18 protein-coding genes are annotated in these 14,230 nt (G+C 60.1%); 8 read left to right on the plus strand and 10 right to left on the minus strand.

The window, feature by feature from the left end:
- The first annotated feature begins 87 nt into the window (after positions 1–87).
- The 7 genes from fliL (at position 88) to fliR (ending at position 4,443) form a co-directional block, all read left to right on the plus strand.
- Positions 88–567 carry a flagellar basal body-associated protein FliL gene (gene fliL / locus CYR52_RS15555; protein WP_072928520.1) on the plus strand — a complete coding sequence of 160 codons (480 nt, stop codon included), beginning with the start codon at positions 88–90 and terminating at the stop codon, positions 565–567.
- A gap of 6 nt (positions 568–573) precedes the next feature.
- Entirely contained in the window at positions 574–1,578 is a 1,005-nt protein-coding gene (fliM, locus tag CYR52_RS15560) for a flagellar motor switch protein FliM (protein WP_072928519.1), read from the plus strand.
- Complete coding sequence (gene fliN, locus CYR52_RS15565; protein ID WP_072928518.1) at positions 1,571–1,990, plus strand: flagellar motor switch protein FliN; 420 nt, start codon at positions 1,571–1,573, stop codon at positions 1,988–1,990. The genes fliM and fliN overlap by 8 nt, the downstream gene beginning before the upstream one ends.
- A gap of 200 nt (positions 1,991–2,190) precedes the next feature.
- Positions 2,191–2,619, plus strand: coding sequence for a flagellar biosynthetic protein FliO (fliO, locus tag CYR52_RS15570; RefSeq protein WP_072928600.1), 429 nt, complete (start codon positions 2,191–2,193; stop codon positions 2,617–2,619).
- Positions 2,616–3,374: a flagellar type III secretion system pore protein FliP gene (gene fliP, locus CYR52_RS15575; RefSeq protein ID WP_072928517.1), complete on the plus strand. Its 759-nt coding sequence runs from the start codon at positions 2,616–2,618 to the stop codon at positions 3,372–3,374. The genes fliO and fliP overlap by 4 nt, the downstream gene beginning before the upstream one ends.
- A 12-nt stretch (positions 3,375–3,386) precedes the next feature.
- A complete protein-coding gene (gene fliQ / locus CYR52_RS15580) occupies positions 3,387–3,656 on the plus strand; it encodes a flagellar biosynthesis protein FliQ (RefSeq protein ID WP_072928516.1) in 270 nt (89 codons plus the stop codon).
- Between the two features lies 1 nt (position 3,657).
- The gene (fliR, locus tag CYR52_RS15585) at positions 3,658–4,443 is read left to right on the plus strand and encodes a flagellar biosynthetic protein FliR (protein ID WP_072928515.1); all 786 of its coding nucleotides are present in this window, start codon (positions 3,658–3,660) and stop codon (positions 4,441–4,443) included.
- Positions 4,444–4,482: 39 nt separating this feature from the next.
- Here fliR and CYR52_RS15590 read toward each other — a convergent pair whose 3' ends face one another.
- The 10 genes from CYR52_RS15590 to rimK all read right to left on the minus strand — a co-directional run bounded on the left by CYR52_RS15590 (position 4,483) and on the right by rimK (position 13,670).
- On the minus strand, positions 4,483–5,034 hold the full coding sequence (locus tag CYR52_RS15590; protein ID WP_101828902.1) for a hypothetical protein: 552 nt from the start codon (positions 5,032–5,034) through the stop codon (positions 4,483–4,485).
- Positions 5,025–5,666, minus strand: a complete 642-nt coding sequence (locus CYR52_RS15595; RefSeq protein ID WP_101828903.1) for a hypothetical protein — start codon at positions 5,664–5,666, stop codon at positions 5,025–5,027. Before CYR52_RS15595 ends, CYR52_RS15590 begins: the two co-directional genes overlap by 10 nt.
- Positions 5,667–5,795: 129 nt before the next feature.
- On the minus strand, positions 5,796–6,923 hold the full coding sequence (rlmC, locus tag CYR52_RS15600) for a 23S rRNA (uracil(747)-C(5))-methyltransferase RlmC (RefSeq protein WP_101828904.1): 1,128 nt from the start codon (positions 6,921–6,923) through the stop codon (positions 5,796–5,798).
- 97 nt (positions 6,924–7,020) lie between these two features.
- Positions 7,021–7,470, minus strand: a complete 450-nt coding sequence (locus CYR52_RS15605; protein ID WP_072928511.1) for a YbjO family protein — start codon at positions 7,468–7,470, stop codon at positions 7,021–7,023.
- A gap of 96 nt (positions 7,471–7,566) precedes the next feature.
- Positions 7,567–8,412, minus strand: coding sequence for a putrescine ABC transporter permease PotI (potI, locus tag CYR52_RS15610; protein ID WP_072928510.1), 846 nt, complete (start codon positions 8,410–8,412; stop codon positions 7,567–7,569).
- Positions 8,409–9,362 carry a putrescine ABC transporter permease PotH gene (potH, locus tag CYR52_RS15615; RefSeq protein WP_072928509.1) on the minus strand — a complete coding sequence of 318 codons (954 nt, stop codon included), beginning with the start codon at positions 9,360–9,362 and terminating at the stop codon, positions 8,409–8,411. The genes potI and potH overlap by 4 nt, the downstream gene beginning before the upstream one ends.
- Positions 9,363–9,375: 13 nt before the next feature.
- Positions 9,376–10,509 carry a putrescine ABC transporter ATP-binding subunit PotG gene (gene potG, locus CYR52_RS15620; protein ID WP_072928508.1) on the minus strand — a complete coding sequence of 378 codons (1,134 nt, stop codon included), beginning with the start codon at positions 10,507–10,509 and terminating at the stop codon, positions 9,376–9,378.
- 159 nt (positions 10,510–10,668) lie between these two features.
- Positions 10,669–11,778 carry a spermidine/putrescine ABC transporter substrate-binding protein PotF gene (gene potF, locus CYR52_RS15625; protein WP_072928507.1) on the minus strand — a complete coding sequence of 370 codons (1,110 nt, stop codon included), beginning with the start codon at positions 11,776–11,778 and terminating at the stop codon, positions 10,669–10,671.
- 403 nt (positions 11,779–12,181) lie between these two features.
- On the minus strand, positions 12,182–12,661 hold the full coding sequence (locus CYR52_RS15630; RefSeq protein ID WP_072928506.1) for a YbjN domain-containing protein: 480 nt from the start codon (positions 12,659–12,661) through the stop codon (positions 12,182–12,184).
- 106 nt (positions 12,662–12,767) lie between these two features.
- Positions 12,768–13,670, minus strand: a complete 903-nt coding sequence (rimK, locus tag CYR52_RS15635; protein WP_101828905.1) for a 30S ribosomal protein S6--L-glutamate ligase — start codon at positions 13,668–13,670, stop codon at positions 12,768–12,770.
- Positions 13,671–13,919: 249 nt separating this feature from the next.
- On the opposite strand from rimK, the gene CYR52_RS15640 reads away from it, so the two are divergent.
- Positions 13,920–14,183 (plus strand): GrxA family glutaredoxin, encoded by a 264-nt coding sequence (locus CYR52_RS15640; protein ID WP_072928504.1) that lies wholly within the window; start codon positions 13,920–13,922, stop codon positions 14,181–14,183.
- The last annotated feature ends 47 nt before the right edge of the window (positions 14,184–14,230 follow it).

The following is a 14,230-nucleotide window of genomic DNA, read 5'->3' on the forward strand; positions in this document are numbered from 1 at the left end:
GGGCCGATAACCGCGATAATCATCGCAACATCTAGTCCGGCATGCATCGCGTGCCGGGCGTTAACGTTACAGGAAACTGACTTATCCATGTCTGAACAAGCCAACAAAGCCAAAGGTAAACGCTTCCCCTGGATGATCATTCTCATCGTGGTCGCCATTGCCGCCTGCGCGGCAGCGGGCTACAGTTGGTGGAGAATGCATAATCATACCGAGGGTACAGTCAGCGCGAAACCTCAGCCGCCTGCTCCCCCGGTGTTTATGCCGCTGGACACCTTTACCGTGAATCTCCAGACGCCAACCAATGACCCGGACCGCGTCCTGTATATCGGTCTGACCCTGCGCCTGCCGGATGAAGAGACCCGCGCCACCCTGACCGGTTACCTGCCGGAAGTGCGCAGCCGCCTGCTGTTGCTGCTGTCGCGCCAGACGCCGGCCCAGCTGGCCAGTGAAGCGGGCAAGCAACAACTTATGGGCCAGATCAAAGACGTGCTCCGCCCGTCGATGGTCCACGGCCAGCCGGAACAAAAGGTGACGGATGTCCTGTTCACCGCCTTTATCTTACGGTGACCGGTTATGGGCGATAGCATCCTTTCCCAGGCCGAGATTGACGCACTGCTGAACGGTGACAGCAACAGTGATGAACCTGTTGCCGCCGCCGGCAGTGAAAATGATGTCCGGCCCTATGACCCGACGACCCAGCGCCGCGTGGTGCGTGAACGCCTTCAGGCGCTGGAGATTATCAACGAGCGGTTTGCGCGCCACTTCCGGATGGGGCTGTTCAACCTGTTGCGACGCAGCCCGGACATCACGGTCGGCGGCATCAAGATCCAGCCTTACCATGAGTTTGCCCGTAACCTGCCGGTGCCGACCAACCTGAACCTGGTACAGCTGAAGCCGTTGCGCGGTACCGCCCTGTTCGTGTTTGAGCCGAGCCTGGTGTTTATCGCCGTTGACAACCTGTTCGGCGGTGACGGACGCTTCCCGACAAAAGTCGAGGGGCGTGAGTTTACCCACACGGAACAACGGGTAATCAAGCGGATGCTGCGGCTGGCGCTGGATGCCTACGGTGATGCCTGGAGCGCGATTTACAAGATTGATATCGAGTATGTGCGTGCCGAGATGCAGGTGAAGTTCACCAATATTACGACCTCACCGAACGACATCGTGGTCACCACGCCGTTCCACGTCGAGATCGGTGCGCTGAGCGGGGATTTCAACATCTGTATCCCGTTCGCCATGATTGAACCGCTGCGCGAGCTGCTGACCAACCCGCCGCTGGAGAACTCCCGCCAGGAGGACAACAACTGGCGCGATACGCTGGTGCATCAGGTGCAGCACTCTGAGCTGGAGCTGGTGGCGAACTTCGCCGAAATCCCGCTGCGGTTATCACAAATTATGAAATTACAACCGGGTGACGTGCTGCCGATTGAGAAAGCCGACCGCCTGATTGCCCATGTTGATGGTGTGCCGGTACTGACCAGTCAGTACGGTACGCTGAACGGCCAGTACGCGCTGCGCGTGGAACACCTGATTAACCCTATTTTGAATTCGCTGAATGAGGAACAGCCCAATGACTGACGCCAACCAGCCGACTGACGCAGGAACCGGATCCGTGGACGATTTATGGGCTGATGCGTTCAACGAACAGCAGCAGGCTGCCGAAAAACCGGTCCCGACCACTGAAGGGGTGTTCAAATCCCTGGAGCCGCACGAAGGGCTGGGCAATTTGCAGGATATCGACATGATCCTCGATATCCCGGTCAAGCTCACGGTGGAACTGGGCCGCACCAAGATGACCATCAAAGAGCTGCTGCGCCTGTCGCAGGGTTCCGTGGTGGCGCTGGACGGCCTGGCGGGTGAGCCGCTGGACATCCTGATCAACGGTTACCTGATTGCCCAGGGTGAAGTGGTGGTGGTCGCTGACAAGTTCGGCGTGCGCATCACTGACATCATTACCCCTTCTGAACGTATGCGCCGCCTGAGCCGTTAATGACGACACTGACCAACCTGTACGCTGACCACCCTGCTGCCCCGGCTGTTGCGCCGGCGGCAGAGGCTGCACCGGCCGCTGCCGCCCCTGCGGCGGCTGTTCCGGCACCACCGGCCGCCCTACAGCCGGTTGCAGAACACCCCGCCGCACCCTCGGTTGCAGAAAAAGCGGTTGCAGAAAACCCAGTTGCAGAAAAACCGATGGCAGAAAAGCCGGTCGCCTCGCAACCGGTTGCCGCCCCTGCCCCGGTGGTGGCGGTGCCGCCCGCCCCGGCGATTTCTACCGGGTCGCTGGTGACGCAGGTGGGTTCCGGGCTGGGCGGCATTCTGCTGCTGATCCTGCTGGCGGGCTGGGTGGTCAAGCGTCTGGGCTTCGCCCCGCAACGCCGTAACAGCGCGTTGCTGAAGGTGACGGCCAGTTGCCAGGTCGGCCAGCGTGAGCGGGTGGTGATTGTGGAGGTGGACAATACCTGGCTGGTGCTGGGTGTGACGCCGACCCAAATCACCCCGCTGCATACCCTGAGCGCGCCGCCGGCACAACCGCCTGCGGCGACAGCGGCCACCCCGGCCGCAGCCCAGTTCCGTCAGTTACTGAACAATGTGCTTCACCGCCCGGATAAATCGGCATGACCACGACCTCTCTCCTGCGCCGCACCCTGACCCTGGGGCTGCCGGCCCTGCTGTTGCTCGCCGCCCCTGCGGCTTTTGCCCAGGTGCCGGGCTTTGTCAGCCAGCCCCTGGCCAATGGCGGCCAGAGCTGGTCGCTGCCGGTGCAGACGCTGGTGTTTATCACCACGCTGACGCTGCTGCCTGCCGGGCTGCTGATGATGACCAGCTTTACCCGCATCATCATCGTGCTTGGCCTGCTGCGCAACGCCCTCGGTACGCCGTCTGCCCCGCCTAACCAGGTAATGCTGGGGCTGGCACTGTTTTTGACCTTCTTCGTGATGGCGCCGGTGTTCGACAAGATCTATACCGACGCATACCAGCCGTTCAGTGAAAACAAGATCAGTATGGAAACGGCGATGGAACGCGGCACCGTGCCGCTGCGTGAATTTATGCTGCGCCAGACGCGGGAAACTGACCTGGCGCTCTATGCCCGGCTGGCGAACCTGCCGCCGTTGCCGGGGCCGGAAGCGGTACCGATGCGCATCCTGCTGCCCGCCTACGTGACCAGCGAGCTGAAAACCGCGTTCCAGATTGGGTTTACGGTGTTTATCCCGTTCCTGATTATTGACCTGGTGGTCGCCAGCGTGCTGATGGCGCTGGGGATGATGATGGTGCCGCCTGCCACCATCTCCCTGCCCTTCAAGCTGATGCTGTTTGTGCTGGTGGATGGCTGGCAGCTGCTGCTTGGCTCGCTGGCCCAAAGTTTCTTCAGTTGACCCGGAGGCACCATGACCCCTGAATCGATTATGGCGATGGGCAGCGAGGCGATGAAAGTCGCCTTGCTGCTGGCCGCCCCGCTGTTGCTGGTGTCGCTGGTGACCGGCCTGGTGGTGAGCCTGTTGCAGGCCGCCACCCAGATAAACGAAATGACCCTCTCCTTTATCCCGAAGATCCTGGCGGTGGTCGGCACTATGGTGGTGGCCGGGCCGTGGATGCTGAATTTGTTGCTGGACTATATGCGCACGCTGTTCAGCAGCCTGCCGACGATTATCGGCTGATATGCTGACGCTGGACACCTCCCAGCTCGGCCAGTGGCTGAGCCTCTATTTCTGGCCGCTGCTGCGCATCCTGGCATTGCTGAGCAGCGCCCCGCTGTTTGGTGAGAAGCAGATCCCGGCGCGGGTGAAACTGGGGCTGGGGCTGCTTATCACCGTGCTGATTGCCCCCAGCCTTCCGGCCAACGACACGCCGATTTTTTCCGGGGCCGCCGCCTGGCTGGCGATCCAGCAAATCATGATTGGCGTAGCGCTGGGGCTGACGATGCAGATGGCGTTCGGCGCGGTGCGGATGGCCGGTGAGATTATCGGCTTGCAGATGGGCCTGTCGTTCGCCACCTTCTTCGACCCCTCCAGCGGCCCGAACACCTCCGTGCTGACACGCATCATGAACCTGCTGGCGGTGCTGCTGTTTTTGAGCTTTGACGGCCACCTGTGGCTGATTTCCATGCTCGCGGACAGCTTCCACACCCTGCCGGTGCGCAGCGATCCTTTACAGGGCAACGGGTTTATGGCGCTGGCGCAGACCGGCGGCCTGATTTTCAGCAGTGGGCTGATGCTGGCGTTGCCGATTATCACCCTGTTACTGACGCTGAACATGGCGCTCGGCCTGCTGAACCGGATGACGCCGCAACTCTCGGTGTTTGTGATCGGTTTCCCGATCACCATGATCGTCGGCATGTTGACCCTGAGCATGATGATGCCGCTGCTGGCCCCGTTCTGCGAACGCCTGTTCGGGGAAATTTTCGACCGGCTGGTGGTTATCCTCGGCGGTATGGTCGGCGGCTAAGGCGGCCCGGAACACGGGCCGCTGACGCAAGAGCGATACTTACGGCCAGGTTTTGGTTCCCCAGGTCATCTTCCCGCGGAATTCGTCCTCTTTCAGCTCCTCACGCCCCTCATACATTAATGCCATACACTCCTTTCCTTTGTCGCCAATTTTACGCAAGGCCTCGGTTGCGCTGTCGTAATAGCGCACTGCTGACGCTTTGGTGTAATTGAGACTGATGAAACCAGGGCAAAGATATTGCCAGTCATAGAGGTTACTCTCTGACTTATCGATCGTTTTGCCGATGACCGGCAAAATATCGAGCGTAGCGGCCGGGTTTGATGTTAAGGAAAAAGCTAATGAGGTCAGTAGTGCATCCCGTTGCTGCTGATTGGCTGTCGAGGCAAAGAGCGGCAGGGTATTCAGCCATGCCGGTTCCCCTTTGGCAACACCTGAGAGCAGCGTCTGCCACGCGTCAGGCTGTGTAAGCGTTACCCAGGCGTTGGCTGCGCCTCCTGTTTTAACCGCATGGCGAAGGGAGCCGGGTGTCAGTGAGGCCTGGGAAATAAGGGGAAACAGGGAGAGCGCTATAAGAGCGGTTTTTATGGCCATGTTTTGGTGCCCCAGGTCATCTTCCCGCGCTGCTCTTCTGCCTCGATTTCATCCATAGAGGCGTTTATTAATGCCAGACAGCCCGCCCCCTTATCGCCTGTTTTTTCAAGGGACTGGCTGACGCTGGAATAATAATTCAGGGTGGACTGGCGGGTATATTCCAGCGTCATCGGCACCCCACACACGATATCCGTACCAAAACGGCCCAGCGCGTAGGCACCCTGTTGCGCCCTGATATCGAGGCTTTTGGCTACCCGCAGTGTGGCCGGCGGATCAGCGACCAACGCAAGACTTAACGCTGTCATTACATCGCCGGCCTGTTTTTCATCCGCCTCTGCCCCTATCAATGGAATAAGGTTGAGCCACCTCTCCTCGCCGCGGGCAATACCCGCCGTGACGGTTCGCCATTGTGCATCATTTTTCCTGAGCACCTCCATCATCTTATCCGCGCCAAATTCACTGACGGCATAGGTGATATTTTCCGGCGTGACGGCTCCCCATGACCTACCCGGACAGAAAGTCACCACCGGGCAGAAAATAAAGAGTACAGCCCATTTCATCTGACCCCCTCTACATCGCCGCCAATGGGCTTCGCCACTCTTTTTTCTTATTGGGTATACCAGAATCGGCATCCTTCTCTCCTTGCGTTAACCCTGAAAACCGTGGGTGTTATACGCCGGTGTCAACCGGCGTTGCAGGGAGAGCGATCACCTTTTTATAAGGTGCGGGGATTTTCAGAGGTTTAGTAGCGGCGGGGCCGATCAGCGGCGGACCAGCAGGGTCAGCACTTCGTAGTGCGCGGTATGCGGGAACATGTCGAACAGCTGCACTTTTTCGCAGGCGTAATCCGGCAGGTTGGCCAGGTCGCGCGCCATGCTCTCCGCGTTACAGCTGGAGTAGAGAATATAGGGCGGCGCCATGCGGCTGAGGTAGTCGCACAATGCATTGCCGATGCCGCGCCGCGGCGGGTTGACCAGCACCAGATCCGGTACCTGCGCCTCGTGGGTGGCGAAACCGGTGGAGTCCAGCGCCTGGAAATTGACCTGTGTCAGCCCCAGCGTATCGGCAGAACGGCGGGCGCAGGCGATCGCCTCGGCGCTGATTTCAATGCCGGTCAGCGCCATCTCCGGGGTGGCGCAGTGCAGGCCAAACCCACCCACGCCGCAGAACAGATCCCACATCGCCTTGACCGGCAGCGCCCGTACCCAGTCGCGCGCCGTGGCGTAGAGCGTGGCCGCCACCTGCGGGTTGGTCTGGAAAAAGCTGCGCGGGCGCAGGTAGAGCGGCACCTGGTTGAACTGCTCCGCCAGCATCTGGTCGTCCGTCAGCATGATTTCGGTGTCGCCTTCCAGAATCGCCATATGCACCGGCTGGAGGTTCACCGAGATCACCCGCAGTTGCGGCACCTGCTGTTGCAGCCACGGCAGCGCCGCACGCAGTTGCGCCAGTTTGCTCTCTGAGCGCAGCACAAAACGCAGCATCAGCCCGCCGTCCAGCGTGCTCTGTGTCAGCAGGATAAACTTCAGCTCGCCGCGTTTGCGCGCGACGTTGTAGGGCGTCAGCCCTGCGCGGGCGATAAAGGTTTTCAGCACCGCAAACACCGGCTCAAACGAGGCGGGGTACAGCGGGCACGCGGTGAGATCCACCGGGGTGCCGTCGCGGTGCAGCATCCCGAGCAAGGGCCGCTCCACGCTGCCGCTGACCACCATTTTGGCTTTGTTGCGAAACGCCTGCTGCGGCCCGTTCACCGGCGGCAGCCACTGCGCCACCGGCCGTGCGGCCAGCAACTGCTGTAACTGCTGCTGTTTCTGTTCCAGTTGTTGGGCGTAAGGCAAAGCCAGCCACTGGCAGGATCGGCAGGTGTTGGCGTCATACTGTGCGCAATGCATAAGTTACCTGGTCGGGTGTCGCCCGGCAGCGGGCGCAAGAGGGGCGAAAATCAAGGGCGCAAAGTGTACTGTATGCGCCCGGTCAATGCCAGTGGGCTTAGCGGCGGCGTGAGAAAAAGCGGCGGCTGGAAGGCGGGAGGAACAGCAACAACAGCACCAGCGCATCAGGCAGTTTCTGCATCACCAGCGCGTTGGCCGCTTCGGCCGGGTCAGCACTCTCCAGGCGGAAAATCTTCGGCCCGAACCAGTCAAACGAGGCCAGCAGCATATAGCCCACCACCACCAGCTGGCAGCCGAAATAGAGCCAGCGCCCCCAGTTGCGGGCGCGCATCACCGCATAGGCGCAGTGCGCCTCCACCAGGATGATCATCAGGCTACAGAGCAGCAGCAGCGTATTGAGCCAGTTTTCCGTGCTTGCGCGAATAAAATCCCCGATACCGGCCATGCCCAGCTCATCAAACAGCAGCAGGAACCCCAGCAGCCGGGTCGCGATAATCGCGCTTGCACCAATCATTACGGGAACGGGAATAAATGCCAGACGACTCATTGATCTGAATGCTCTCCTGCCTGCCACATCATTGTGAAAAGAAGACGCCGCCAGGGGGCGGCGTCGGCAAGAAAAGCGTAACAGCTTTAGGATAAATCAGCCACGCGCGGCCCGTTGTAAATCGCGCACCCGCTGCTTTTCTGCGCGGGCCATAAACCACCAGGCGATAAGGCCAATCACCCCCACCACCAGCAGGATCAGTGACGCCAGCGCGTTGATCTCCGGGTTCACCCCCAGACGCACACTGGAGAACACCAGCATCGGCAGCGTGGTCGCCCCCGGCCCTGAAACGAAGCTGGCGATCACCAGGTCATCCAGCGACAGGGTAAAGGCCAGCAACCAGCCGGACACCAGCGCCGGGGCGATCATCGGCACGGTGATCACGAAGAAGACCTTGAGCGGCGCGGCGCCGAGATCCATCGCTGCCTCCTCAATGGAGCGGTCCAGCTCACGCAGCCGGGAGCCGATCACCACCGCCACATAGGCGGTACAGAAGGTGACATGCGCCAGGAAGATGGTGAACATGCCGCGCTCCTGCGGCCAGCCGATGGCGTGGCCGAGCGCCACAAACAGCAGCAGCAGCGACAGCCCGGTGATCACATCCGGCATTACCAGTGGGGCGGTGAGCATAAAGGCGAAGCCGGTCGCACCGCGGAAGCGGCCGAAACGTACCATCACCACCGCCGCCAGCGTGCCGAGGACAACCGCCGCGGTGGCGGCGCAGGCGGCAATGGTCAGGCTCAGGCCCACGGCGCTCATCATCGCGCTGTCGTGGAACAATTGCCCATACCAGCGCACTGACCAGCCGGCCCACACCGTCACCAGCTTCGAGCTGTTGAACGAGTAGATAACCAGCATCAGCATCGGCGCGTAGAGGAAGGTGAAGGCCAGCACCAGGATCAGGATGCGCCACGGCGAACGTATTACCGGTAAATTACTCATTCCCCGTCTCCCAGGCTTTTGTTCTGATGTTTGTGGAACCAGAGGATCGGCACAATCAGCAGCAGCAGCATCACAATCGCCACCGACGAGGCCACCGGCCAGTCGCGGTTATTGAAGAACTCCTGCCACAGCACGCGGCCAATCATGATGCTGTCCGGCCCGCCGAGCAGCTCCGGGATCACGTACTCCCCCACCGCCGGGATAAACACCAGCATGGAGCCGGCGATAATCCCGCCTTTGGTCAGCGGCACGATCACCTGGAAAAAGGTTTTCAGCGGCCGTGCCCCAAGATCAAGTGACGCCTCCACCAGCGAGTAGTCAATGCGTGACAGCGCAGTGTAGATAGGCAGCACCATAAACGGCAGGTAGGAGTACACCACGCCGATATAGACCGCGAGGTTGGTGTGCAGGATCACCAGCGGCTGGTCGATCACCCCGGCCCACATCAGCACGTTGTTCAGCACGCCGTTATTTTTCAGGATGCCCATCCAGGCGTAGACGCGGATCAAAAACGACGTCCACGACGGCAGGATCACCAGCAGCAGCAGAATGTTGCGCGTCGACGGTTTGCTGTGCGCCACCGCCCAGGCGAGCGGGTAGCCGATCGCCAGGCAGCAGAGCGTTGAGACTGCCGCCACGCGCAGCGACTGGAGATAGGCGTCGATGTAGAGCGGATCGTCCGTCAGCGACAGGTAGTTGTTGAGGTTCAGCACGATATTCAGCGTGCCGTCCGCCCAGCTCACCAGATCGGTATAAGGCGGGATGGCGCGCGCCATCTCAGCCAGGCTGATTTTGAACACAATCAGGAACGGCAACAGGAACAGCAGCAGCAGCCAGATAAACGGCAGCGCGATCACCAGCTTGCGGCCGTGGGCCATTTTCTGGCGGGCAAACCAGGTTTTCAGCGGCCGCGCCGGGGCGGCCGGGGGGCGTTCGGTTAACAGGGTCATGGCGTTCTCCTGATCAGGCCGTCAGCACAACACAGCTGTCCGCGTCCCAGCAGAGGCGCACTTCATCGCCCCAGGTAGGCATACCTTTGCGGTAGCGGTGATCGTTTTGCAGCTGGGCGGTGATCATCTGGCCGCTGTGCAGCCGCACATGGTAAATCGACAGGTCGCCGAGGTAAGCGATATTCACCACCTCCCCCACCGCGAAGTTGCAGCCGTTGGCCGGCACCTCGTCACACAGGCCGATTTTCTCCGGGCGCAGCGCCACAAACACCGGCACGCCGTCTACCACCGAGGCATCCGGGTCCACCTGCAACGGGTGGATAAGGCCGGGGCTGGCGATCACCAGCGCATCGTCGCGCCGCTCCTGCAACACGCCCTCGAACACGTTGACGGAGCCGATGAATTCGGCGCTGAAACGGGTGTTGGGGTGCTCGTAGATCTCCTCCGGCTCGCCAATCTGCACGAATTTGCCGCGGTTCATGATGGCAATGCGCCCGGCCATGGTCATCGCCTCTTCCTGGTCATGGGTTACCATCACGCAGGTGGCGCCGACGCGCTCCAGGATGTCCACCACTTCCAGCTGCATCCGGTCACGCAATTTTTTGTCGAGCGCGCCCATCGGCTCATCGAGCAGCAGCAGTTTCGGCCGTTTCGCCAGGCTGCGGGCCAGCGCGACACGCTGGCGCTGGCCGCCGGAGAGCTGGTGCGGCTTGCGTTTGGCGTACTCTTCCATGTGCACCAGCGTCAGCATTTCGGCGACGCGCGCTTTGATGTCAGCGCCGGGCAGCTTGTCCTGCTTGAGGCCGAACGCGATGTTCTGCTCCACCGTCATGTGCGGGAACAGCGCGTAGGACTGGAACATCATGTTAATCGGCCGCTGGTAAGGCGGCACGTGTGACAGGTCCTGGCCGTCCAGCACGATCTGGCCGTGGGTCGGCGTTTCAAAACCGGCCAGCATCCGCAGCAGCGTGGATTTGCCGCAGCCGGAAGCGCCCAGCAGGGCAAAAATCTCGCCTTTGTAAATGGTCAGGCTGACGTCATCTACCGCAGCCTGGCCGTCGAAGGATTTGGTCAGGTTACGGATCTCAAGCAGTGGCGTCACAACTTTCTGGGTCTTGGGCTGAGGGCGGGGAATCGCGTCATTCACTCAGTGTGTTCTCCGGCAAAAGCGGGTCAATGCTGCATGCTGTGTATGCAGCGCTGTCAATTATCACTTTCTATAAGAATAACAGGCGGTCGTGAAACCGCCTGTCGGATCAGGGTCAGGGAGGTCAATGCCCCGGCGTGCGGGGCAACAGGGGGCGGCTTATTTACCGCTCTTTACCCTGGTCCAGGCACGGGTACGCACGCGGTCAATCTTCGGCTCCTGCACCTTCAGGGTAAACATCTTGGCGCGCACGTCCTCCGGCGGGTAGATGCCGGGGTTGTTACGCACGTCGGCATTCACCAGCGGGGTAGCCGCCAGGTTGCCGCTGGCGTAATACACGGTATTACTGATGTTCGCCATTACGTCCGGCTTCATCAGGTAGTTGAGGAACTGGTAGGCTTCCTCTTTGTTTTTGGCATCTGCCGGCATGGCCAGGACGTCAAAGAAGGCCAGCGCGCCCTCTTTCGGGATGCTGTAGGCCACATTCACGTTGTTTTTCGCCTCTTTGGCGCGGTTGGCCGCCTGCATCACATCCCCTGCCCAGCCGACCGCCACGCAGATGTCGCCGTTCGCCAGATCGTTGATGTATTGCGACGAGTGGAAGTAACGGATGTTCGGCCGCAGTTTCAGCAGCAGATCGGTGGCCGCGCCGCTGTAGTCCGTGGCGGTGCTGCTGTTCGGATCTTTGCCGAGGTAGTTCAGCACCGTGGCGAAGATCTCTTCCGGCGCATCCAGGAATGACACGCCGCAGCTTTTCAGCTTCTCGAGGTTTTCCGGCTTCAGCACCAGGTCCCAGCTGTTGACCGGGGCATCGGTGCCCAGCGCGGCTTTGACTTTCTCCACGTTGTAGCCAATGCCGGTGGTGGCCCACAGGTACGGGATGGCGTATTTGTTGTCCGGGTCGTGCTTCGCCACCAGCTTCAGCAGCTCAGGGTCGAGGTTTTTGTAGTTCGGCAACTTGCTCTTGTCGAGCGGCTGGAACACGCCTGCGCCCAGCTGGCGCTCCAGGAAGCTGGCGGACGGTACCACCAGGTCAAAGCCGGTGCTGCCGGCCATGAGTTTGCCTTCCAGCACCTCATTGGAGTCGAAGACGTCATACACCACCTTGATGCCGGTCTCTTTCTGGAAATTGGCTAAGGTGTCGGGCGCGATATAGTCAGACCAGTTGTACACATGCAGCGTTTTTTCTTCCGCCACAGCGGAAACGGAGGCCGCCATCAGCAGGCCGGCAACCAGGCCTGATAACCAGTTTTTACGCGGGATAACCATCCGTAACTCCTTCCAGAACAGGGAAAATCATCGAAATAAACGTGTATCTCACGGAGATACAACACCTTTCCTGACCTAGCGCCGTTGCTGCCCGCACCGTTGCATAGCCATGCATGCGGCAGGGGGTTGCCCATCACGGGATTAACCGCTTGGTTTTTCAGGGGTATCGCAGGCCCTACACAGAACCAGAAGCATAACCCCTGTTGCCGCGTCACACCATAGCCCAGCGTAAAAAACGCCTTTTATCGAATTTTTATGCACTTTTTGTCTATGTGATACGCCGGGTACACGATAAACGGCGAGAAATATCCGGCAATAAAGGGGAAAACGCAGAATAAAACAGTGAAAAAGCAAGGGGCGGGAAGATTTGCCGCCGGGGAAGCGGCAAAAAAGGGAGGCGGGATCAGTGCAGGCGGTGGAGGATCTCAACCGGCGGCGCGTTGTCATCCTCTTCGCCTAAAAACAGCAGGTCATTGGCACGGGCTTCCAGGATGATCATCGAGACCTGCTCCTCGCTCTGCTGCATAAAGCTGCTGAATTGCGCAAGCGTCACGCCGACCATCACGCTCAGTGACTGGCAGACAATCAGCTTCGGCAGGTTGTCATCCTGAATATCGATAAACGCCTTGGCTGACAGCGAGCTGGCGTTAATCTGGCTCAGGTCAGCGAACAGCGGGATCAGTGCGGTCGGCTTCACTTCTGCCAACGCTGAGAACAAAATCACGTTATCCACCAAATCGATCTTGGCATCGAAAACGCCATCAAAATTCTGCATATGCGGCAGATGGAGAGCCTGACAGGAATCGCACTCAAAGAACGATATCCCCAATTGATCCAGCCAGCGGCGCAGTTGCGCCAGATCGGGGATGGTGAGTGAATCCATAATTAGTCTGCCTCACGGGTTACGGAGATGGGAAAAGTGGCATAGCTTACGGAATAATCCGCCGCAACGCCATGCACAATCACATCGCGGGCGATGGGTTTCAGATTTAACCGCCGGATTTCAGCCGGTCGCCGCTTAAGAGGCGCTGCTCAATCCGGGCGATCATCATGCCGGCGATGTCGAGGCCGGTGGTGGCCTCAATGCCCTCCAGCCCCGGCGAGGCGTTGACTTCAATCACCAACGGGCCGCTGTCAGCACGCAGGATGTCAACCCCGGCCACCTCCAGCCCCAGCGTGGCGGCGGCTTTTACCGCGATGGCGCGTTCATCGGCACTGAGGGTCACCGGGCAGGCGATGCCGCCCCGGTGCAGGTTGGCGCGGAATTCACCGGGCTGCGCCCGGCGCATCATGGCCGCTACCACGTCGCGGCCAATCACCAGGCAGCGGATGTCGCACCCTTGCGCCTCACGGATGAACGCCTGCACCAGCACAGGCACAGTCAGGCCGCGGAAGGCCTCAATCACGCTTTGCGCCGCCTGGCGGGTATCGGCCAGCACCACACCGATGCCCTGGGAACCTTCCATCAATTTAACCACCAGCGGCGCCCCGCCGACTAACGCGATCAAGTCATCGGTATCGTCCGGTGAATGTGCAAAACCGGTAACCGGCAGCCCGATGCCCTGCCGGGCCAGGAGCTGCAACGTGCAGAGTTTGTCCCGCGCACGGGCAATCGCGGCCGCGTGATTGAGCGGAAAACTGCCCAGCATTTCGAACTGGCGCAGCACCGCCAGGCCATAGGGGGTGGTCGCCGGGCCCACCCGCGGGATCACCGCCTGGTAGCCGGTGAGTGCCCGCTTCTGATAATACAGGGCGGGCGCGGCCGGGTTGATGTTCATGGAGCACGCCAGGGGATCGATAACCTCGGCGTCATGGCCGCGGCTGACAGCCGCCTCATGCAGGCGGCGGCTGGAATAGAGCGTGGCATCGCGCGAGAGAATGGCAATTTTCACAACAGGCTCCCTGTGGGCACCGGCACGCCGTGGCCGCATCCGATAGGCAGAATTAATCAGATTAACAGGTAATTCCTGCTTTTGTTTCGGCCGCATGACCGGCATAGTAGCGCCAACAACAAAATGTCATGCGCCGGGTAACACTTTTTATGCAACGCCACGCTGTTTCATTTTCAGGCTGCGCAGCCCGGCACATGAGTGATGGTTTATTCTCAAGTCCTTTACAGGCACGTTAACTAAGGAGTTTCCATGTTTGCAGTTATTTTTGGGCGTCCGGGCTGTCCGTACTGTGTCCGTGCTAAAGAGCTGGCTGAAAAACTCACCGAAGAACGTGATGATTTCAACTTCCGTTACGTTGACATCCACGCGGAAGGCATTACCAAAGCCGACCTGGAGAAGACCGTGGGCAAACCGGTTGAAACCGTGCCGCAGATCTTCCTGGATCAGAAACACATCGGCGGTTGCACTGATTTCGAAGCGTACGCAAAAGAAAACCTGGCCCTGTTCCAGTAATCTTTTACCGGCTTATGCAGCAAAAAGGCGCTCACTGAGCGCCTTTT

Source organism: Chimaeribacter arupi (assembly GCF_002858805.1).
GTDB lineage: Bacteria > Pseudomonadota > Gammaproteobacteria > Enterobacterales > Enterobacteriaceae > Chimaeribacter > Chimaeribacter arupi.